General features: G+C 33.9%; 19 protein-coding genes and 1 riboswitch. Of the genes, 9 read left to right on the top strand and 10 right to left on the bottom strand.

Annotation, left to right across the window (positions count from 1 at the left end; translation table 11 throughout):
* Position 1 precedes the first annotated feature (1 nt).
* The 6 genes from metH to QYS47_RS07720 all read right to left on the bottom strand — a co-directional run bounded on the left by metH (position 2) and on the right by QYS47_RS07720 (position 8,484).
* Positions 2 to 3,655, bottom strand: a complete 3,654-nt coding sequence (gene metH / locus QYS47_RS07695) for a methionine synthase (protein WP_322348269.1) — start codon at positions 3,653 to 3,655, stop codon at positions 2 to 4.
* A gap of 47 nt (positions 3,656 to 3,702) precedes the next feature.
* A riboswitch (SAM riboswitch) is annotated at positions 3,703 to 3,815 on the bottom strand.
* A gap of 105 nt (positions 3,816 to 3,920) precedes the next feature.
* On the bottom strand, positions 3,921 to 4,937 hold the full coding sequence (locus QYS47_RS07700; RefSeq protein ID WP_322348270.1) for a glycosyltransferase family 2 protein: 1,017 nt from the start codon (positions 4,935 to 4,937) through the stop codon (positions 3,921 to 3,923).
* Between the two features lie 22 nt (positions 4,938 to 4,959).
* Positions 4,960 to 5,676, bottom strand: coding sequence for a DUF3307 domain-containing protein (locus tag QYS47_RS07705; protein ID WP_322348271.1), 717 nt, complete (start codon positions 5,674 to 5,676; stop codon positions 4,960 to 4,962).
* On the bottom strand, positions 5,673 to 6,272 hold the full coding sequence (locus QYS47_RS07710) for a SatD family protein (protein WP_322348272.1): 600 nt from the start codon (positions 6,270 to 6,272) through the stop codon (positions 5,673 to 5,675). The genes QYS47_RS07705 and QYS47_RS07710 overlap by 4 nt, the downstream gene beginning before the upstream one ends.
* A 141-nt stretch (positions 6,273 to 6,413) precedes the next feature.
* Positions 6,414 to 7,343 carry a hypothetical protein gene (locus QYS47_RS07715; protein WP_322348273.1) on the bottom strand — a complete coding sequence of 310 codons (930 nt, stop codon included), beginning with the start codon at positions 7,341 to 7,343 and terminating at the stop codon, positions 6,414 to 6,416.
* Positions 7,336 to 8,484: a hypothetical protein gene (locus QYS47_RS07720; RefSeq protein WP_322348274.1), complete on the bottom strand. Its 1,149-nt coding sequence runs from the start codon at positions 8,482 to 8,484 to the stop codon at positions 7,336 to 7,338. Before QYS47_RS07720 ends, QYS47_RS07715 begins: the two co-directional genes overlap by 8 nt.
* A gap of 63 nt (positions 8,485 to 8,547) precedes the next feature.
* On the opposite strand from QYS47_RS07720, the gene QYS47_RS07725 reads away from it, so the two are divergent.
* Positions 8,548 to 9,756, top strand: a complete 1,209-nt coding sequence (locus QYS47_RS07725) for a hypothetical protein (RefSeq protein WP_322348275.1) — start codon at positions 8,548 to 8,550, stop codon at positions 9,754 to 9,756.
* A gap of 78 nt (positions 9,757 to 9,834) precedes the next feature.
* The gene (locus QYS47_RS07730) at positions 9,835 to 10,518 is read left to right on the top strand and encodes a DUF6624 domain-containing protein (RefSeq protein WP_322348276.1); all 684 of its coding nucleotides are present in this window, start codon (positions 9,835 to 9,837) and stop codon (positions 10,516 to 10,518) included.
* A 58-nt stretch (positions 10,519 to 10,576) separates the two neighbouring features.
* On the opposite strand, the gene QYS47_RS07735 is transcribed toward QYS47_RS07730, so the two are convergent.
* From QYS47_RS07735 to sdaAB, 3 genes are read right to left on the bottom strand one after another with little or no spacing between them, the layout of a single operon-like run.
* Positions 10,577 to 11,908, bottom strand: coding sequence for an efflux RND transporter periplasmic adaptor subunit (locus QYS47_RS07735; protein ID WP_322348277.1), 1,332 nt, complete (start codon positions 11,906 to 11,908; stop codon positions 10,577 to 10,579).
* A 2-nt stretch (positions 11,909 to 11,910) separates the two neighbouring features.
* Entirely contained in the window at positions 11,911 to 13,341 is a 1,431-nt protein-coding gene (locus tag QYS47_RS07740; RefSeq protein ID WP_308357093.1) for a TolC family protein, read from the bottom strand.
* Positions 13,342 to 13,357: 16 nt separating this feature from the next.
* Entirely contained in the window at positions 13,358 to 14,035 is a 678-nt protein-coding gene (sdaAB, locus tag QYS47_RS07745; RefSeq protein WP_302099888.1) for an L-serine ammonia-lyase, iron-sulfur-dependent subunit beta, read from the bottom strand.
* Positions 14,036 to 14,128: 93 nt separating this feature from the next.
* Here sdaAB and QYS47_RS07750 point away from each other — a divergent pair, with 93 nt between their 5' ends.
* Complete coding sequence (locus QYS47_RS07750; RefSeq protein WP_322348278.1) at positions 14,129 to 14,944, top strand: aminotransferase class IV; 816 nt, start codon at positions 14,129 to 14,131, stop codon at positions 14,942 to 14,944.
* Here the strand turns inward: QYS47_RS07750 and QYS47_RS07755 are convergent.
* Positions 14,941 to 15,390: a type I restriction enzyme HsdR N-terminal domain-containing protein gene (locus QYS47_RS07755; RefSeq protein WP_322348279.1), complete on the bottom strand. Its 450-nt coding sequence runs from the start codon at positions 15,388 to 15,390 to the stop codon at positions 14,941 to 14,943. The genes QYS47_RS07750 and QYS47_RS07755 overlap by 4 nt on opposite strands.
* Positions 15,391 to 15,564: 174 nt before the next feature.
* Here QYS47_RS07755 and QYS47_RS07760 point away from each other — a divergent pair, with 174 nt between their 5' ends.
* From QYS47_RS07760 to QYS47_RS07785, 6 genes are all read left to right on the top strand, one after another.
* Positions 15,565 to 16,359 (top strand): AMP nucleosidase, encoded by a 795-nt coding sequence (locus tag QYS47_RS07760; RefSeq protein WP_308357090.1) that lies wholly within the window; start codon positions 15,565 to 15,567, stop codon positions 16,357 to 16,359.
* 82 nt (positions 16,360 to 16,441) lie between these two features.
* Positions 16,442 to 18,088, top strand: coding sequence for an amidohydrolase (locus tag QYS47_RS07765; RefSeq protein ID WP_322348280.1), 1,647 nt, complete (start codon positions 16,442 to 16,444; stop codon positions 18,086 to 18,088).
* A 13-nt stretch (positions 18,089 to 18,101) separates the two neighbouring features.
* Positions 18,102 to 18,428 carry a nucleotide pyrophosphohydrolase gene (locus QYS47_RS07770; protein WP_322348399.1) on the top strand — a complete coding sequence of 109 codons (327 nt, stop codon included), beginning with the start codon at positions 18,102 to 18,104 and terminating at the stop codon, positions 18,426 to 18,428.
* A 500-nt stretch (positions 18,429 to 18,928) separates the two neighbouring features.
* A complete protein-coding gene (locus QYS47_RS07775) occupies positions 18,929 to 19,384 on the top strand; it encodes a hypothetical protein (protein WP_322348281.1) in 456 nt (151 codons plus the stop codon).
* Positions 19,381 to 20,400: a Kiwa anti-phage protein KwaB-like domain-containing protein gene (locus tag QYS47_RS07780; RefSeq protein WP_322348282.1), complete on the top strand. Its 1,020-nt coding sequence runs from the start codon at positions 19,381 to 19,383 to the stop codon at positions 20,398 to 20,400. The genes QYS47_RS07775 and QYS47_RS07780 overlap by 4 nt, the downstream gene beginning before the upstream one ends.
* On the top strand, positions 20,397 to 21,824 hold the full coding sequence (locus QYS47_RS07785) for a hypothetical protein (RefSeq protein ID WP_322348283.1): 1,428 nt from the start codon (positions 20,397 to 20,399) through the stop codon (positions 21,822 to 21,824). Before QYS47_RS07780 ends, QYS47_RS07785 begins: the two co-directional genes overlap by 4 nt.
* The last annotated feature ends 243 nt before the right edge of the window (positions 21,825 to 22,067 follow it).

Below are 22,067 nucleotides of genomic sequence, written 5' to 3' on the forward strand. Positions count from 1 at the left end.
TTCAATAATTTAAATTGGGTTTTAGCCATCTTTCGATTTCCTTGAAATCCTGATTTTTACGTTTGGCGATATCTTCTACCTGGTCTTTTCCTATTTTACCCAATCCAAAGTATCGACTCTCAGGATGAGCAAAATAAAAGCCGCTGACAGATGCAGTGGGCCACATGGCCAGGTTTTCAGTTAGACTTATTCCCGTTTCTTTTTCTACATTTAATAAATTAAACAAAGTGATTTTTTCAGTATGATCAGGACATCCCGGGTATCCTGGGGCAGGTCTTATTCCTTTGTATTCTTCTTTGATGAGTCCTTCGTTGTCAAGACTTTCATTTTGAGCATATCCCCAATACTCTCTTCTCACTTTTTTATGCAAAAGTTCAGCAAATGCTTCTGCTAGTCGATCTGCTAAAGCTTTGGCCATAATGCTGCTGTAGTCATCATGATCTGCTTCATATTTTTCTGTCAATTTCTCCAGGCCAATTCCAGTAGTGACCGCAAAACATCCCATATAATCTGTTATAGGCTGCTCAGCAGGAGCCAGGAAGTCAGAAAAAGCATAATTGAAATTATTGTCTCCTTTTTTGCTTTGTTGTCTTAAAGTATGGAATTCAGTCAGTTTCTGCGTCTTTTTTTCATCAGCAAAAACCTCAATGCTGTCATCATTTTTCGTATGAGCAGGATATAAACCAAATATGGCATTGGCTTGCAAGGATTTTTGTTCTATAATTTCAGCTAGCATTTTTTGAGCGTCATCAAATAACTTTTGTGCCTCAATTCCTTTTTCAGGATCATTCAATATTTTTGGGTATCTACCCTTCATCTCCCAGGTATGAAAGAATGGAGTCCAATCTATGTATTGAGATATTTCCTCTAAATCGTAGTTCAAAAGCACTTTATTACCCAGGATATTTGGCTTAGTACTTTCAAAATTAGACCAGTCGAGCTGAAATTTATTATTTCTGGCTTCTTCAATACTTATGTAATTTTTGGTTTCACCTCTGCGACTGTGTCCTGCCTTTGCTTCAGCATATTCGCTTGCAATTTCTTGGAAATAATCCTCTTTATCTTTACCCATTAGCTTTCCAGCTACCGTAACAGAGCGTGAGGCATCATTTACATGCACTACGGGTCCACTGTAGTTTGGCTTAATTTTAACTGCGGTGTGAATTCGAGAGGTGGTAGCACCGCCAATCATAACAGGAGTTTTCAATCCTCTTTTCTCCATTTCTTCCACCACATATATCATTTCATCTAAAGAAGGGGTGATTAAACCACTAAGTCCGATAATATCCACTTGCTGCTTTTCAGCTTCTTCAAGAATCTTTTGCAAAGGAACCATAACGCCCAGATCAATGATTTCATAATTGTTACAGGCCAAGACTACTCCCACTATATTTTTACCGATATCATGAACGTCTCCTTTTACTGTAGCCATCAATATTTTGCCTTTGCCCCCCTGGGCGGAGGACTTCTCAGCCTCGATGTAGGGTAGGAGGTGTGCTACTGCTTTCTTCATCACCCTGGCACTTTTCACAACCTGAGGCAGGAACATTTTTCCTGAGCCAAATAGGTCTCCCACTACATTCATCCCATCCATTAAAGGACCTTCTATTACATCAAGAGGACGATCTGCTTGCAGTCTTGCTTCTTCAGTATCCTCTACTATGAATTCGGTTATTCCTTTAACTAATGCATGTTCCAGCCTTTTATTCACCGGTTCATTTCGCCATTGTTTAGTTTCCTTTTCTGCTTTTTCTCCGGGCTTCAAGTTTTCAGCATAAGCCATTAACCTTTCTGTAGCATCTACTCTGCGATTGAATAATAAATCCTCAACATATTGCAGTAATTCTTTATCTATTTCATCATAAACCTCCAGCATTCCTGGATTGACAATTCCCATATCTAAACCAGCTTTGATAGCGTGGTAAAGGAAAGCAGAATGCATGGCTTCTCTTACTACATTATTCCCTCTAAATGAAAATGAGATATTACTAACACCACCACTTGTTTTCGCATGGGGTAGGTTTTCTTTGATCCATTTTACAGCATTAATAAAGTCAACCGCATAATTATCATGCTCCTCCATGCCGGTACCAATTGTAAGAATATTGGGATCGAAGATGATGTCTTCAGCTGGGAAATCAGCCTCCTTGACCAGTAAATCATAGCATCGCTTACAGACTTCAATTTTGCGATCAAAAGTATCCGCTTGTCCCTTTTCATCGAAGGCCATTACTACAACTGCAGCTCCGTATTCTTTTATCTTTTTGGCTTTTTTAATAAAATCTTCTTCCCCTTCTTTTAAGCTAATGGAGTTTACAATTCCTTTTCCTTGTAAACACTTTAGCCCGGCTTCTATTACTTCCCATTTCGATGAATCAATCATGAATGGAAGCCGTGCAATATCCGGTTCTGAAGCAATTAGATTTACGAATTCAGGCAATACTTTTTCTGCATCAAGCATACCATCATCCATGTTGATGTCAATAATTTGGGCACCACCTTCCACTTGGTTTAGAGCGATATCAACTGCTTCTTCAAACTTTTCCTCTCTTATTAATCGGGCAAATTTCTTGGACCCCGATACATTGGTTCGCTCACCAATATTCACAAAGTTTATTTCAGGAGTGACTGAAAGAGGTTCCAGTCCGCTTAACTTCATTATTTTATCAGAAGTGCTTATTTCATGAGGTTTTGATTTCTGTGCATAATCAGCAATTGCTTTAATATGCTCAGGTTGAGTACCACAACAGCCTCCGATAATATTCACCAAACCTTCATCGAAGTAACTTTTTATGATTCCGCTCATTTCAGCTGGACTTTCATCGTATTCCCCAAATTCATTTGGTAGTCCAGCATTTGGGTGACAAGAAATTGCTACGTCTGATATTCTCGCTAATTGTTGTAGATAAGTTTTTAATTGATCAGCTCCTAAAGCACAATTAAAACCAACACTTAAAAGCGGGAAGTGACGGATACTGTTCCAAAATGCTTCCACTGTTTGACCAGATAATGTTCGACCGCTGGCATCTGTAATCGTTCCGGAAACCATTACTGGAATATCGATACCTTTCTCATCTTTTAATTCTTGTATGGCCATTAAGGCAGCCTTACAATTAAGCGTATCGAATACAGTTTCGACTAAAAATATATCAACTCCTCCAGCAGCTAGGGCTTCTGCCTGTTCTTTGTAGGCGAGCCTTAATTCATCAAAGGAAGTAGCTCTAAACCCTGGTCGGTTTACGTCAGGCGATATAGAGGCAGTTCGATTCGTAGGCCCAATTGATCCTGCCACAAAACGAGGCTTATCTGAATATTCTTCTGTTACCTCTCTAGCTAATTTAGCGGACTGCTCATTTAACTCCCAAACTAGCTCCTGCATGTTATAGTCGGCCATAGCGATGCTTGTCCCACTGAAAGTATTGGTTTCGATTATATCTGCGCCTGCATCTAAATAAGCTCTATGAATGCCCTTGATGATATCAGGCTGGGTGATAGAGAGGAGGTCATTATTGCCTTTTAAGTCAGAAGGATAATCTTTAAATCGTTCCCCGCGATAGTCAGCTTCTGTTAATTTATACTGCTGAATCATAGTGCCCATCGCACCATCTAACACTAAAATTCGGTCTTGAAGTATGTCTTTTGAAAATCTGCTCATTCTGAATATTTAAATTTCATATCCAGAAAGTGCCTAAAGAGTGGCTGTTCTTATCTTTACCAAACTATTTGTTTGGATGGGAAGTAGCACCTTTTCCTATTGTAAGGAAGGGTTGCTAAGACTTCAAAGGGCCCAATCCCTCAGTCTTTCTGGATAAGTAATGTCAAATAAAGGTATAATAACCTAAATGAAAAAGCGAAAGTTCAGAATTTTTTATCTTTTGAAGTGAAAGAACCTCTTTTTAATATGTTTTTTATAGGTTAATCTATCTGAAGAAAAAGTAGTGTTTGTGTTCTACCCAATTGTGCTTTTTCATGAATGCCTGGATTTGCTGTTTACTTTTTGCTTCTCCTACAGTGATGATGATTTGTGGTTCTATAAATTCAGCTAACTGATCCATGCCTAAAGTATAATCAGAATATTTTGAAGCTGTTTTTTCTTGCTTAGATTTAGAAATAGAGTTCACCCAGTAGAATTTTTCTTTTTGATCTATTAAAAAATTAGCCATGATTTTTCCTTTAGTTCCTGCACCAAAAATCAGAAATGGTCTATTCCTATCCCGTTCAAACTTAAGGAAATACATAAGCTTTAGTTTAAAAAATGCAGCTTGATTGCAATAAGCAGCTGTTCTACTTGTTCTTTTTGGATGCTCTCGCCAAAAATGGATACAATCTCTTAAAGCAAAAATCTTAAAACCTGCAGCATACCAACGGAAAACCAAGTCATAATCTTCAGGGTAGTAATTTGAGTTAAAGCCACCACATTTTTCGAAATCTTGTTTAAACATCATCCAGGCAGGTGAAGCAACTACACATTCCTCGTAAAGATGCTGCCAGTGCGAATTATCTTCACAAAGCGAGTTCAACCAGTATTGGTATTGTAGGTAGCCTTCAGAAATTGGTTCTTCAGAAAAGTATTCAACTTTTCCTGTAACTACGGTGTTTAGCCCTTCTTTAAGAAGCCCTTCTTTTAATAATTGTAGCTTGTTTTTGGGCATTATATCATCAGAATCCATTCTGTGAATAATGTCCCCTGTTGCTAAAGCATAGGATGATTGCAGAGCAGAAATGATTCCGTTTCCTGAGGAACTTATTAGCTTGATTCGGGTATCTTTTTCTACAAATTTTTCGACTACAGCTCTACTATTATCAGTGGAGTGATCATCTGTCACAATTAATTCCCAATCCTGTTCCGATTGATTGATGATGCTATCCAAACAGGCTGGAAGAAACTGTTCAGTGTTTTTAACAGGCATAATAATTGAGATAAGAGGAATGGCCATCTTGCTGCGATATTTTTTGAAATTATAAGTTATCTAACAGGTTTTGATAGAGAAGGCCTATTAAAATTGCAAAACCAAAACTTAATAAAGTGCCTATTAAGATGTATTCAGTAAGTTTACGATCTTTTGCTCTTGATAAATCTCCAAATCGAAATACAGATTTAGCTGCTATTAGAAATCCTATGGCTTGCCATTCTTCCATAAGTACAAAAGCAAAAACAAAAAGTCGTTCAATAATACCGATGTATTTCCCAGCTTTGGAAAGGGAATCTTGGTCAGAGTCTTCTGGCAGCTCCCATTGAGACATAATGATCTTAATAAAAACAGCTATTCCATAGGTAAGTAATAGAATACTTAAAACAAACAGTAATAGAGTTTCTGATAGTTGAAATTCAAAAGAAAGCATTTTGGGGTAGTAATAAGCACAAATAGCTAAAATCACTGCTAAATGAGCTAATTGGTCAACTATAAATGATAAACGAGAATTTAAGATTTTTCTAAGATAGATTTTGAAGAGGTCAATTACAAAATGACTTATGGGTAAAATGAGGAATGCCAACCAATAGTCTACATTGAATTGCAATAAAATCAGTACTAAAATAGTATGAATTATGATATGTATATATAGAAATTTTGATTTTGCTTTCTTTGATTCTTTGTGTTGAACCCATCGGTCCGATTGAAAAACGAAATCACCTAATACATGAGCAACTAAGATTTTGAGAAGAAATGAAATCATAACGAATGGGTTTGTTTCTTATAATAGTCAATTATTTTTTGCAGCTTATCAAATCCACTTCGATCGAGGGATACGCTAATGGTACTTTGAGTTTTTTCTAGTAGTTCTGCAAGTTGGTTTTGGTTTTTATCAGGATTTTCTATACTTGCTTTTATCACCTCGGCTTGGCTTGCAGTCCATTTATCTGCAGTAAATAGCATTAATTCCAACATGATATTGAGTGGCTCATCCCATTTTGCATCATTTGATCTTATAGCAAGAGTATTTTTTTTGAGAGTTTCAAAGCATACACCTGAATTTTGATAGGCTATACCATTCGACTCTGATATTTTTTCAGATACATAATCTTCCTTTCCAATTCCAATGGCAATTCTGACATCTTTGTTTTTAATTTGTTTGATGGTGGCTTTGATATGAAAAGCTGCTAAAATAGCTTCCCCAATGGAGATTTTTAATTGAAAGCTATCCCCTCTATAGATTTCCCATTTTTCAGGGCTAGTGCCATATTGATTTAAAACTGATTTCAGTTCTTTCAACCAATTTGAAGGAACCTTCTCTGTAGAATTGATAATGTCGCCTGTTAATATTGCTATCATTAAAATGCTATATTTCTTTGTTAAATATCGATAAAAATATCGATAAATAATAATATAGATATATTTATCAATAATTATTAATATTGATGCATTTAACGATATATATAGTCAGATTGAAACAATAGTATTACTTCATGAAAATTAATTTCCTTTAACAGTTATTTCATCAAGTTTTAATATTTCTGATTTAGAGCCCTTTTTTTGCATTAAATCAATAAAATAGAAACAGATATCACCTTCCTCATCCATTTCTCGATAAAAAGCTCTTGACTTATTGACACCCAAAATATGTTGGTTTGTGGATGCTATGTATTGGAGTTCATTAGCCTCAAGATTATAGGAATAGACCTCATTGATCTCTTTTTTCCTATTTCTTATAAAGAATATATCGCTATTGGAACGATCAACAATAGCATACCATGCTTCTTTATTTTTGTCTTCAATTGCAGGGAATTGCTTTATTGTAGTTTTTTTATTTTTAAAATCATGTACGATGAATGAGTTGGCTTCCGAATGATTAATAATTAAATTATTGTCAGTAACATAATAGTCAGCTAAATTACTCATGCCTTGATAGTATCTTGATTCAAGGGGTAGTGGTTCATTTAGGATTAAAAGCTGTGAATCTTTTTTATGTATTAATGCAAATTGATAAATACTGTGCTTTCTAGGTGCATTTTTATTTGGGGTCATTCCTATTACATAATCTCTAACTGGTATTTTTAGCCCTGTTTCATATTCATCAATTAAGAAATGAGAAGGAATTTCTTCCTGAATTGAAAACTGATTATTCGATATAAGAACTTTAAGTCCATGCTTCCCTAAAGCTACTGAAAAGGTAGAGTCAGAAGTTGCAATAATACTCATAACAAATCCCCATTCCTTTTTTAATTCTAGGGTGTCCGATATTAAACCATTAGGTTTAGCTAATACTAAAAAATCTGATTTTTCAGGTCTTATAATAACCTGGTCATTCATAGGAACTATATTTTTCATGCCTGCATTAGCTCTGCAAAAGAATAAAATACCTTCACTTTCTTCATTTTGAGCTTTTATCGAAAAACTATTCAATATCAGTAAGAGAAATAAGAGCAAATTCAAGGAAGTCTTCATTGTTATTTTGGTTAAAGGGATTATCAGTATTTATTAATAGGCCTCTCTTTGTAGGGATTATAATGGATGGATTAAACTTGTTAGATGGTAGCGATATTGTACCAGATAATTCTCCGTCTGGCTCAAAAAACAATAGTGTAAAGTCGGATCTATAATATGCATTGGATCGGTCTTCATTTGCCTCCAGCAATATTGCCTTTTTGTATAGCCTAATCAATTTATTACGATATGGGTCATATACTATTTCTCCTAATTGTGGACTCTCAATTAAATATAATTGATTTGAAACGAAGTCATTATCATCCATGCTAATAGCTTCTGCAAGCTTTCTTGATCCTATATCCAGTTCGATATTTTTTTCTTGTTTGTTTTCAATCTTAATTAGTTTTTTACTCATATTAAACCCTACATAAATAGCGCTGCCATAATGATGAAAATAAGGATTTTGACTCCACGGATACCACTTATTATTTTGGTGAGCTGCTAAGATTTCGTTTGGGTATTTTAGATTTTTTATTTCTGATATTTTTCCATTTTCAAGCTTGAGATAACTTAAATGGTTTACATTAAAGAAAGCTAAATCATCTGGGTAAAAAGATTGAGTAGAAATACTATAGAAGTATAACTTATTATCAATCAGAAATGGGGAGGCATTACTATGCCAACCAGCTCCTAAAGTCATATCTGTACTTTCCCATTTTTTAACTAGGTTTTTGGAAGTATCCGTTAAGTAAAAAGTAAGGGGAAATGCTTCATTATGAAAAAATATTGAATCGAAATTATGAACATAGAAATTTACAACCTCTTCGAAAGCATTATTTCCATATAAAGGAAACTGTATTACTTTTTCTATTTTTTGTTCTTCTAAGTTTATAATTTCTAATTGCAAGGGATTATTACTGCTTTGATAATCATTAAATCGAAAAAGATAATTTACGCCATTAATTTTTTTATGCTGAGTATTAGAGGTCGTTTCCTTAACTCCACTTTGAAGCTCAATTGCTGTTGTATCCAGTATCTCTATTTCTTGACAATAATTTTGTTGTATGGAAAAAAATAAAAGGACAGAAGTAAGGGGGGTGATAAATATTTTATTCATTTACAATAAATTGACGGTTGATTAGTTTTTTTATAAGTTTACTTCCAACTATAACATTAAAATGTGCAAAATATTATAATCAAAACAGAAAAAAGAGCTATTAGCTACATATTTTTCATGCTTTTAGCGTTTGAACTTATCTTAGCGAATCCATATCAATCTTTTTCACAATCCTATTCTAGGCAATCTAAAATCCATATTTCTGCTTTCCCTGGTTTTAGTAATCATCAAATAGATGAAATGGCCAATCATTATAAATTATCATTGAACCTGACTTCAGGAATAACGGGCAGTGTCAGCGGTATTGAGTTGGGACTTATTTCAAATTATAATTTTGAAAAATTTCAGGGTATTCAATTGGCAGGCTTTGTCAATATTTCAGGAGTTAATAATCGTTTAAATCCAAAAGAATCAATTGATGAGACTTTTAAAGGCTTTCAACTCGCTACAATTTCTAACAGAACTTACGGAAATGGGGTAGGAGTACAGATATCTTCATTTAATAGCAGCTATTCTGGTTTTATAGGTTTACAATTAGGTGTTTTAACTAATAAAGCAAGAAATTTACAGGGTGCGCAGATTGCAGGCTTAATCAATTCCTCTAAAATAGGAATGGTAGGTTTCCAGATTGCGCCCTTATTCAATTATTCAGATGGGCAAACTAACGGTTTACAATTGGGACTTTTAAATTATGCCAGAACAGCTGGTTTTGGTCATGAATTCAGTAGTTTATTTAGTGATACCTGGCAGATTGGATTAATCAATTTCAGTAAAGTAAATAATGGAAATCAAATTGGGCTGATCAACATAAGTGGAAAAAATAACGGAGTACCTTTAGGGCTTCTTAATATCGATGCCAGTGACGGATATGTAGCTTTAAGAGCTACAGATATGTTTTTATCTAATATTGCTTTGTCTACTGGTAGTAGATTCTTTCAAAATCTATTACAATTTGGTTATAACTTTTCAATTTCAGGTTTACCATCATGGGGATTAGGCTATGGTTTGGAAAAAGAGTGGACTGACCAGAATAGAAAGAAGTATTTATTACTTAATACATCTTTATGGCAACAAAAAGCAGCGGATATCAAGCTTTTTAAAGGTCCAAGAGTAATAAGGTCAGAACTGATTTATGGATTTAAAATAAGCAAATACAGATATCTAGAATTGGGTGCGGCCATTAATTATGAGTTAGCTTCTGTGGATCAACAAGAAACTTCTTTACTGAGTATAGGCCAATTTTTTCCAGGCTTAATAGTAGGGATACAATGATTTATAAGTCTGTTAGTCACTCATTTTAAAAAAAGACCGTTATAAATTACTAAATAGCAATAATCAAATAATTGAATCATGAGAAAACTTAAGTTTTTGAATACCCTAGCGGTATTAATTGGGTTGATATGGTCTTTTTCTTCTGTATCGCAAGTCAAAAATTGTAATCTGTCGTCAATAAATGAGGAATTAGCAAAAAGAAAAGAAGCAGAACAGAGCATAAGAAAAGAGGTGATCCCTGCTGTTCAGGAACATAACAAAACAGGCAAAGGGATATTAAAAGTAATTAGGCTTGCGAATAAAATGAATAAAATAGATGAAGACAATCAGAAATATTTAGATAAACTGATTGGAAAATGTGGTTGGGACGATAATTTAAATGCAGAGAGTCATCGTACAATTTTTTTAATTATTGATCATGGTGATAAGGATTTTATAAATAGATATATTGATCTAGTAAAAGTTAAAGCCGAAGCTGGCGTTTTAGAATCAGATGATTATCCTACTGTGCTAGATCGTAAATTAATGTATGATGATAAACCTCAATTGTTTGGAACTCAAACTTTCAGTTATATAGATGATAATGGCGATAATAATTATGTTTGGCCAATTGCTGACCCAGATAACTTAAAGGCAAGGAGAGATTCTGTCGGTTTACCCACAATGGAAGAATATTTCCGAATTGCCATGGAAGAATTTAACATCAAAATGGTCTGGGATAAGTCTCTAACAATAGAGAAGGCCTTGGAAATGAATAATTGAATTGATCAAAAAAAAAGCAGTGCTTTTGACACTGCTTTTACTTTATGCAAAACTTAAATTAGTCATTTTCTTTTTTCTTTCCTTCTTCTTTAACCTCAATCAGATCTCCATCTTTTAAAGTTTTAGAAATAGCTAAGAATGGTCCTTTTACGATTTCTTCTCCTTCTTCTAATCCACTTACCTGAATAAATTCAAAATCGCTGATTCCAGTCTTAACCTGAGTCATTTTAACCGTATTGTCATCTTGAACCACAAATACAACTTCTTGCTCTTTTTTAACTTCTTTAGTCTGTTCAGTTGTTGTCGAATCTTTCTCAACTTCTGGAGATCTTAATGTAACTGAAGCTAATGGCACAGTCAAAATATTCTCTTTGGTTTCTGTCATAATTTCAACACTTGCCGTCATCCCTGGTCTGAAAGGAGAATCTCCATTTTCCGAAATTAAATCCTCATATGAAGAATTCAATATCTTCACTTTCACTTCAAATTCGGTAACGGCATCTTGTGAAGCTTTGTCATTAGCAGTATTAGCAATAGCCGTAACGACTCCTTTAAATTCTTTTTCCATATAGGTATAAGAATCTACTTCTATATTAGCAGTGTCTCCAATGTTGATTCTGATGATATCGTTTTCATTTACATCAACACGCACTTCCATGTTGTTTAAGTTTGCAATTCTCATCATTTCAGTACCTGCCATTTGCTGTGTACCTACCACTCTTTCACCTAATTCAACACTTAACTTAGAAACTGTACCATCAACTGGAGCGTAAATAGTGGTTCTTCTTAAATTTTCCGCAGCTTCGTTTACAGTCGCCTGACTGCTTTTAACTGTATATCGAGCAGCTAGTACATTTTTCTCTGCAGCCACTTTATCGTTTTGTGCTACCTGATAGCTAGCCAATGCCGATTCGTAATCAGCAGTTGAAATTACTTTCTCATCATAAAGTTTTTTCTGTCTGTTGAAAGTTTGCTTGGCTTGCGTTTCCTGCGCTTTTGCTCTTTCCAAAGAAGCTTCTGCTTGCGCTAAAGATGCTTTTTGTTGGTTTAGATTTGCTTTCGCTCTTTCTAATGCACTTTCAAAATTATCAGGTCTGATCTCTACAAGCAAATCTCCTTCTTTAACAGGATCACCTTCTTCAACCGCTAATGCAATAATCTCACCGGCTACATCTGGGCTGAGTTTTACTTCCACGACAGGCTGAACTGTTCCACTGGCATTTACTTTTTCAATTATGGTTCTTTTTTCTACTTTAGCTACTTCAACTTTTGTAGAAGGTGGCTGTCCAATTACGCCTGATTTTTTACCAATAATTGCAGCTACTATTAATACAACTACCGCTGCAATTAATATATATAATGTCTTTTTAGATGATTTCTTCTTAGCCATGGTTAAAAGTTTAATGGTTTACCTTGATAAAAGTCAAGTACTTTAAGTTTGAAAATATAATCGTATTTAGCTCGAATTAAGTCAGATTTAACTCTTTCGAAATCATTTTTAATTTGAGTAAACTGAACTGCATCAATTGCGCCTAATTCTAGCCTTTGCTCAGCATTTTTGAAGCTAAGTTCAGAGGCTTCAAAACTATTATTTAAAGCTGAATATGATTTTGCAGCAGCTTTTACATCTAAATAAGCTTGTTCAATTGTTTGCTGCAAATCATTTTTAGCAGCCGTTAATTGATAATCGCTTCTTTTTTTAGTTATAATGGCTTGTTGAACACTATTTCTTACCTGGAATTGATTGAAAATAGGAATATTCAAGCTTAAGCCAACAAATCTTCTTTGGTTAAAATCTAACTGATTCCAATAGGTATTCTCTCTGAATTCAGAAGGGATTTCATCTTGCGTTACTACCAGCTGACCAGTATTTTCAACTATCCCAATTGGTCTAGTAATCGTAATGTTTTCTGAACCTAATACCGGAAATTGTGCTGGAGCGGCATCAGAATAGTTGGTTGAAATTCCAGCATTCAAACTTAGAGAAGGATAATACCTGCTTCGTGCTACACCAATACTTCTAAATGCGCTTTCTTTTCTATATTCAGCAGCTTTAATTACAGGCTGATTCTGCAATGCATATTGATAAACATTTGCGGATGATTCCATTAATTCTCCTGTATTGGGTTCAGGTAATTCAGGAATTTCAATATCGAAATCTTGATTCGCAGGAATTTGTAAGGCTTGTTTAAGTTGTAAGTAAGAAAGGTTAAGATTGTTTTCAGCTCTCACTACTTCTAATTCATCATTTGCTTTTTGTTGTCTGATTTGAAGTAAATCTGCCTGAGCTAAAGCTCCAATCTCCACTTGCTTTTCAATTCTACTTTCTTGGCTCTCTGTTGTTTCTAACCTTAATTTGGCAGTTTCCAGAAGCTCTTTATTGAATAAAATGTTCGTATAAAAAGTAACAACGTTAAGCGAAACATTATTTTGTATGGTTTTCAAATCACTTTCAGCTGCTAATTGTCCATACTGATCTCTCTTAATGCTGTTATATCTTTGGAAACCATCAAAAAGAGGCACACTAGCGCTAATGCCTGCAGTTTGTGAATTAATACCTCTATCGTTAATGGTATTGGTAAATGGATCAATGGTTCTACCAGTAGAGGTATTCAAACCCAAATTACCATTCACACTCGGTAAATTACTCATTTTGGAACCAAATAAGCTTATATCTGCACTTTCTACATCCAGATTGGATTGCTTTACTTGCAGGTTGTTCTCTAAAGCGTAATCAATACATTTCTGTAATGACCATTTATCCTGAGCCTGTACTTGAAAAGTAAAAGCTAAGAATAAGCTAACAATAAATATTCTAAGCATAATTATAATTAATAGTTTACATGTCAATGTCTGGAATATAGATAACATCTTGTACCCAATCCAGATTTTTAAGGTATTCCAACGAAATTTCTTTTAAACCAGTATCCATTTCAATAGCTAAGCAAGCAATATCTTTTTTGCCTTTTCTGGTAACACTCATAGTTGCAATATTGGCTTTATCATGGGTAAGGATACTTGTGATAAAGGCAATACTTCCTTCTCTATCATCTGCGGTGATGATTAAAGTGTGTAATGTAGCTGAAATATTAGCGGTAAAGCCATTTACTTTGGAAATGTTTATTACACCGCCTCCAAGGCTTTCTCCAATTACTTCAACTGACTTATCTCCCTTTTTTAAGTTTAATTTAATGGTGTTGGGATGATAGGTTCCAGCACTTCCTATTGATTTGAATGTATAGGTTAGGCCAGCTTCTTTTGCTAATTCAAATGCTTCTTTTATTCTTTTGTCGTCAGTTTTTAAGTTCAATAAACCGGCAATAATGGCTTTATCACTGCCGTGGCCTTCATAAGTTTTAGCAAATGAATTATAAAAAGTTACCGTTGCTTCGTTCGGAATTGCTCCTAAAACTTTAATTGCGGCTCTAGCAATCCTCACCACTCCTGCGGTATGAGAACTGGATGGTCCGATCATTACAGGGCCAATCATATCAAAAATACTGCTTCTTTCTGCCATTTTATAAAATAAAACCCAATATTAGACAATTAATTGCTCTGGCAAAAGTAATATTGATGAATGGATTAAGGAAGTTTTAAAGGTGATATTAGTATGATTAACTACAATGGTAGATTAACTTCTTCAGAATCAATCGATTTTAACAATAGAGGATTTCAATATGGGGATGGTATTTTTGAAACTCTGTTATGCGAAAGTGGAAATATAAGATTCCATGAAGAGCATTGGGAAAGAATTTCAGAGGGACTAAAAATTTTAAAAATTGATTTTTCTATCAGTAAAGAAGTTTTATTCAATCAGGTAAATGAATTGCTGCTCCAAAATGAATTGTCGAATAAAACCGCTAGAGTTAAGATTTACTTTTGGCGGAAAAACGGTGGTTTATACACACCCACTAGTTCAGAATGCAACTATTTAATTTCAGCTGATTCGACTGAGATTAAAGAAATCAAACTTTACAAGAATGTAGCACTTTCAGAAAGTGTAGCCTTACAGTATTCTAAATTCAGTGCTTTAAAAAGCATTTCTGCTATTGAATATGTATTAGCAGGCATTGAGAAAAAGGAGAGAGCCTTAGATGAGCTTATAATTTTGAACTCAGAAGGACTACTAGCCGAGGCATCCGCTGCAAATTTATTTTTCTTTGATTTTGCACATAAAAAGTTATTCACTCCTAGTTTGAAAACAGGATGTATAAATGGTGTTGTTAGGCGATTTATCATGAAAAATATAAAGCGACATGGGTTTGAAATAGAAGAAATAGAATGGAAATTAAATGAAATCCCTTTAAACTATTCTGTTTTTACTGTGAATGTAGTGGGAGTAAATCAACTATTGAAAGTTGGAAATCAACATTTTAATGATAGCCATGAAGATTTAAAATCATTTTTGCAGCTTCTGAAAGCTTAGGAGTTATCGCTTTTAAAAGTTGGGATTTCCTCTTCAAATACAATTTCTTTTTCATTAGGTCTGAAGCAGTAATGATCCAATCCATTGGTTACGATCATATATTTCGCTTGAAACTGACTGTAGTAATTCGTGATTTGGGTGAATGTTTTTTTAGTGATTTTAACATCTGGCGCCTTACATTCCACTAAGAGTAATGGCTCCATATTACGATCAAAGGCAATTAAATCAGTTCTTTTATTTCGTTCATGATATTTTAGCCCTGATTCCATTTTAATTAAGCTAGCAGGATAATTTTTATGATGGAGAAGGAATTGTAAAAAATGTTGCCTTACCCATTCTTCCGGTGTTAATACCAAAAACTTCTTCCTGATGGGGTCAAAAATGTGTATCTTGCCGCCCATTTTACGCAGGTTCACATCATATGGCGGAAGATTTAATTTTTGCATAAGTTTTCCCTTAATTTTGTGGCAAGTTAAATTTAATTGTAGATAAAAAAATATAGTTTGGTTAAAGCTGTCAGGTTTTTCAAATAGAAATATTAGAATATGTTGATAAAAGCTGATTTATTTCAGTTAGAAGTAAACCTGACAGGTTTTTAAATAATAAAATAAAGCTGATTAATGAAAACAAAAAAGGAAATTGTAGACAACTGGTTGCCACGTTACACAGGAACGGGCTTAGATGAATTTGGTGATTATATTTTATTGACCAATTTCATCAATTATGTAGAAATGTTTGCTAAACAATACGATGTGGAAATTAAGGGTAGAAATAAGCCCATGCAAACTGCTACAGCCGAAGGAATTACGATCATTAACTTCGGAATGGGAAGTTCTGTTGCGGCTACAGTAATGGATTTGTTGTCAGCAATTATGCCTAAAGCGGTTTTGTTTTTAGGAAAATGCGGGGGTATAAAAAAGAAATCTAAAATAGGAGATTTGATATTACCACTTGCTGGAATCAGAGGTGAAGGTACAAGTAACGACTATATGCCACCAGAAGTGCCCGCTTTACCTTCTTTCCGTTTACAAAGAGCCGTTTCATCCATGATTAAAAAGCATGAGATGGATTATTATACAGGTACCGTATTTACTACAAATCGCAGAGTTTGGGAACATGATGATGAGTTTAAAGATTATTTAAGACGAATCAGAGCCATGGCGGTTGATATGGAAACGGCTACGATCTTCTCTGTAGGTTTTGTGAATAGTATTCCGAGAGGAGCTTTATTATTAGTTTCAGATAATCCAATGACTCCGGAAGGCGTGAAAACTGCTGAAAGTGACCAAAAGGTGACCGGTAATTATGTGAATTATCATTTGCAAATCGGGATTGATGCCTTAATCGAATTGAAAGATTCTGGTGAATCCGTTAAGCATTTGAAATTTACTGAAACATTATTCGATAACGATTGATAGTATAAAAAGTGAATCAAGCAGCTTTGATAATGGCTGTTTGATTCCTTATTTATTAACTTATAATCTGACTTCTGCCCACATGAAAAACCTATTTCTTTTCTTTATCTCTCTAATTATTTTCAGCTCTTGTTCTAAAAAAGAAAAAGTAGATTCCATTTATTTTAATGGCAACATTTATACGGTAAATAGCAATTTTGATAATGCGGAAGCTTTTGCCATAAAGGATGGTAGATTTGTGGCAGTTGGAAGTTCACGTGATATTCAAAATAAGTATACAGCCGAGGAGGAAATAGATCTTTTGAATTCTCCCGTTTATCCGGGCTTAATTGATGGACATTCTCATTTTATTCGCTATGCCAAAGGATTGAGAGAGGTCGATTTATTCGGAACCCAATCATTTAACGAACTGATTCAAAGAATTCAGAAACATGTAGAAGAACATCCAAATGAGACTTCAATTTTAGGATTAGGTTGGGATCAAAACAATTGGGTAGGAAAGCAATTTCCTACCAAGGATACATTAGATATTCTATTTCCTGAAAAGATTGTGATTCTCAAAAGAGTAGATGCTCATGCCTTATTAACCAATCAAAAAGGGCTTGATTTGGCTGGAATTAATGGTCAGACCAAAGTTTCAGGGGGTGAAATCATTACAGAAAATGGGGAACCCACTGGTGTGCTAATTGATAATGCTATGAAGCTCCTGACGGATAAAATGCCTGAATTGAGCAAACAGCAAAAGAAGAGTTTAATTCAACAAGCTCAGGCCAATTGTTTTGAAGTGGGTATCACCTCACTTGGCGAGGCAGGTTTAGATAAATCGCAGATTGACTTATTAGATGAAATGCATCAAGATAGTCTGCTAAGCATGCGTATTTATGCGATGATTAATCCTACTGCTGAGAATTTGAATTACTACTTCAGTAATGGACAGTACAAAACAGATTATTTAAATGTAAGAGCCTTCAAGATTTACGGAGATGGCGCTTTAGGTTCCAGAGGGGCTTGTTTAATCCGCCCTTATTCAGATGATGAAGATAATTATGGATTTTTAAGAAGTGAGCCTCAGGTTTTTGACAGCTTAGCTAGACTTATCTTTGCCAAAAACTTTCAAATGAATACCCATTGTATAGGCGATTCAGCTAATAGAGCCATCACTAATATTTATGCTAAATACCTTAAAGGCAAAAATGATAGAAGATGGAGAATTGAACACGCACAAGTTTTAGCGGAAAATGATTTTAGCAAATTTGGAGATTATGATATTCTACCTTCTGTGCAACCTACCCATGCTACCTCTGATATGGACTGGGCACATGAAAGGCTGGGAGAGGAGCGCGTTAAAAATGCCTATGCATATCAGGAATTATTAGAGCAAACGGGGAAATTAGTGTTAGGATCTGACTTTCCGGTTGAGGATATCAATCCCATTTACGGTTTTCATGCAGCGGTAGCAAGGCAGGATGATCAAAATATGCCGGAAGAAGGTTTCCAGATGGAAAACGCTTTAAGTCGAGAAGATGCCTTGAAAGGGATGACGATATGGGCAGCTTTTGGTCAATTTGAGGAAAAGGAAAAAGGAAGCATTGAAGCGGGTAAATTTGCTGATTTCGTGATTTTGGATCGTGATATTATGGTAGCTCCATATGAAGAATTACGCACCACAAAGGTGTTAGAGACCTATTCAGCAGGTGCAAAAGTGTTTGATTTAAAGGCAGATCTTTAAGATGAAAGAGGATATTACAATTTCAGAAGCTCAAAAAACCGTAGATGAATGGATTAAAACGGTGGGTGTAAAATATTTCAGCGAGCTCACTAATATGGCCATTCTTACTGAAGAAGTGGGTGAACTAGCCAGAATTATTTCCAGAAAATACGGTGAGCAATCCTTTAAAGAAAGCGATAAAAAATACGATCTGGGAGATGAAATGGCGGATGTCTTATGGGTATTGATCTGCTTAGCCAATCAAACCGGAGTAGACCTGACTGCTGCTTTAAAGAAAAACCTTGAGAAAAAGAATATTCGTGATGCCGATCGTCATAAGAATAATGAGAAGTTGAAGTGATGATAGATTTCTGTATCATCTCAAATTAACTTTACTAAGATGAATAGCTTTTGTATTATTTTTTTCTAAAAAGCTATTTTAGGATAAGTCAATGTCAGCTTTCTGAAATTCTAATATATTTCGACCAATTCCTGTATTATCCCGATGTATTTTATAATTAATCCCCTATATTTATATATCAAGTTCATCTGTAACCAAAACCTGCAAATACTCTACTTTTCTTTTTTGGGTTAGATGATACATAGTTAATATAATTAAGAAGTATCTATTATATCAGGTAGTTTAGAATAGTAACATTATTAAAGGTTTTTATTAGAGCACAATCAATCAAAAAATAATTGAATAAGACGGTAGCAAATAACTTGAAAAGAAGGGCACAGTTTACTCTGTTCGTTACATCCTATTTACCATTGTTCGTATTAATAATTTTTAAGCAAGTCTATAATAATTCGGAGTATTTACATTGGGGAGGTTGCGAATTCTCTTCGCTAAATTTATTCATGGAGAAGTTTGGGTTGTCAATATTGCTTTTAGTTCTTGGTACCTATGGATACCTGGGAGCGATTATAACATTAAGCAATATTCATAAAGCTTCTAAAAATGGTTTTCCGACAAAGATTTCTAAAATTGAGAATAAGAATAGTGAATCTATTGGATATATAGCTACTTATATTATTCCATTTGCTTTTCAGAGCTTTAATAATTGGCTTGATTTAGTCTCCATATGTTTTATAATTTTCATAATATATAGAGTTTACATAAACTCATCATTGCTGCTAATAAACCCAGTTTTAAACTTGAGATATTCAATTTTTGAATTTGAATATATGGAAGGAGAAAAAATCAGAAATGGCATTTTAATTTCAAAAGAAAAGGACTTACAGGAAGATGACTCAATTAAACTCTATTCTATTGGAAATAAAATGTTCTATTCTATAAAAATAAATGAAAAATGATAGATCAATTTTTAGACAAATTTGAAGATATAAATGATGAAAATCTGCATTTGTATTTTATCACTCGTGTGTTAAAGCCAAATCTAAAAAAAAGAGCAAAAGTGCTCGATAAGTATGATTTTGAGATATACCAAGTTGATATTGACAAGGAAATAGCATCTCACTTATACGATGTTTCAATAAAACAATTAGAGTATGTAGCTAAAAAGAATTTAGAGATTACAGAATATGAAGCTATTACTGATAGCACTCAGCAAATATTCACATATGATGGTACCAATAAGGCTATGTCATTTCTTGATGTAGTCCAAAATAAACTGAAAAATAAATCGAAAATTGCCAAAATAAAAAACCTTACAGAAATTGTAAAATCACAGGAATTATGGGCTTACACTGTTGGGTTTTTTGATGATAATCACGATTGGATTTATTCTTTTCGCAAGATATTAAAGGGAAAAGTAGCCATTGATGAAGAAGCTAACAGTAGCAAAAAATTATTTGGAACATTTAGAACGAAGTTTAATACAGTAAGTAACAAACTTGAAGTACTAAAAGGTGAAACGATAAATCTAGATGAACGCATTGACTGTATTTATTTTGAAGATATTTTCTATATCTTTCAAAAGACACAGTTCGAACAGATAACAGGTTTAACAGAAGAATTTAAAGAGCATGCTGAAAAAATAGCAGATGAATTAATTAAAACAGAAATGTTTGATGGATTAGACATTTTAAAAAAGCAAATCAAAGAGACGCCTGCCATTCATCGAAAGCTGGTTAGACTCAAAAAAATTAACAATTATCAAAACCTAAATGAAAAATCATTAAATAAGATGATAAAGATTGCCAAACGGTATGGAGGTCAACTTAAGAAGAATAATGGTAAAATTATTATAGAAAATGAAAAAGATGTTGACCTAACGATTAAAGTATTAGTAGATTTTTACAAGACAGGAGAATTTTCTGGAAAACCATATGGAACTTTCAGCGGAAAAGAATTAACGACCGAAAAATGAAAGAAAAGCTGACTGATATAGAAATACTCCGGGAAGAGATTGAATTATTTACAGTTTACTATTTTGACTCCATTGAGATGTCAGGCTCAGTACAATGTAAGAGCAGAGAAAGCATTAATTATTTAAGAGTTGATCTAACATCAGAAGAAATAAATTGGGATGACGACTTAGAAAAGCTTCATCAATCTTGCGTAAAACACCTTAAGGAATGGGCGAAAGAGAATGTCTCAAAATTTAGTAATTATATTTCGATATCACGTTTAACAGTAGAATACAAACTTCCTAAAGAAGCAGATACAAATCAAAACCGAGTCAGACATGTTAAGCTATTTAATGTCCCTTCGTATTTTTATCACAACTTCAAAAGAAACAATCACAAAAATAGCTCTAATTTTTCAATGTTTTGGAATAATGTTTTCTTGAGAAATATGGTTCTCTCTGCAATCCTTACTTTGGGATTATTAGGAGTCGGGATATACAAAATCCAAACTGATCGAAGCTTCAATGAAAGACTTTTGGAATCATATGATTATATGAATATAGCAAGCGGGATTATTGCATCTTTTGTGCTTGGTTTTCTAATAACGAAAGTTATAACTATTAGACAAGATAAGTTGAAATACACAGGATCTATCCGCGAACTTTCTAATAAATTAACTTACTTCAGAAAAATTTGCTTTAGTCTTTCACGGGATCATGTTTTTTGGTCAAAAGAGCAACCTTTCTACGATTCATATCAATATGCTATGTCTATAAGAAATGATGTAACATTTAAAGAGTATTTTTATCCGAATTACGATGATGAAATAGAATATGCAAAGGTTAAATCATTTTATAGAGACGATATGTCTTATAATGTTGTTTCGTTGATTTTACAACTTCATATGCTGGCTGATGAATCATTTTTGAATTCTGGTTTATTATATACAGAATTTCCACCAGACTATATTTATTCTTATGATGAAATGAAGGATTTCATCATATTTACAGATTCAAATCAAATCTGGTACAACTGTTCAGAAATACAGATTTTTCCTGAAACATTTTTATCATCCTATGATGTAAAAGAAATTATTAACAATATTAATCGGATTTATCCTGAAAACAATATAGAAAATTTAGCAAGAAATAAGCTTAAAGAAGTTAGTCTTGATTTTCAGTATCATGTTATACCGAGACTATTTAAATTAACAAGACTTGTAAATTCTAGTTTACCAATGACAATTAAATATTTTATTTCAGCGGTTATTTTACTACTTTCTTTTGGTCTGATTATTCCGACATTAACCTACGTATTCATCGACCAATCATATGCACTATTAAGCGTTTTTGTTGTTATCGGTATTATTGTACATATTTTGCTTACTCTCAAACCAATATTAGAAGCAGAAATTTATTTAGATAGAAAACATGATTACTTATAAAAAACTTGAGGTTCCCCTCTACGTTCCCGCCATGCTCTGCGTAATGCTATACCCTTATTCAATATAAACCACATAGAACTTTCATTGGCCATGAAATAACAAGGTATCCAACTGAGAGTATTTTTAGTGGTAAAAACTAATACTCAAAGTAGTATTTCAGCAAAAGGTGAGAATATGCGCATTGATTTTGCAGCCCGCATATATGCGCACTATGTTTCAGTCACGCATATATGCGTATCCACT

Origin of the sequence: Marivirga arenosa, assembly GCF_030503875.2 — a bacterium.
Lineage (GTDB): Bacteria > Bacteroidota > Bacteroidia > Cytophagales > Cyclobacteriaceae > Marivirga > Marivirga arenosa.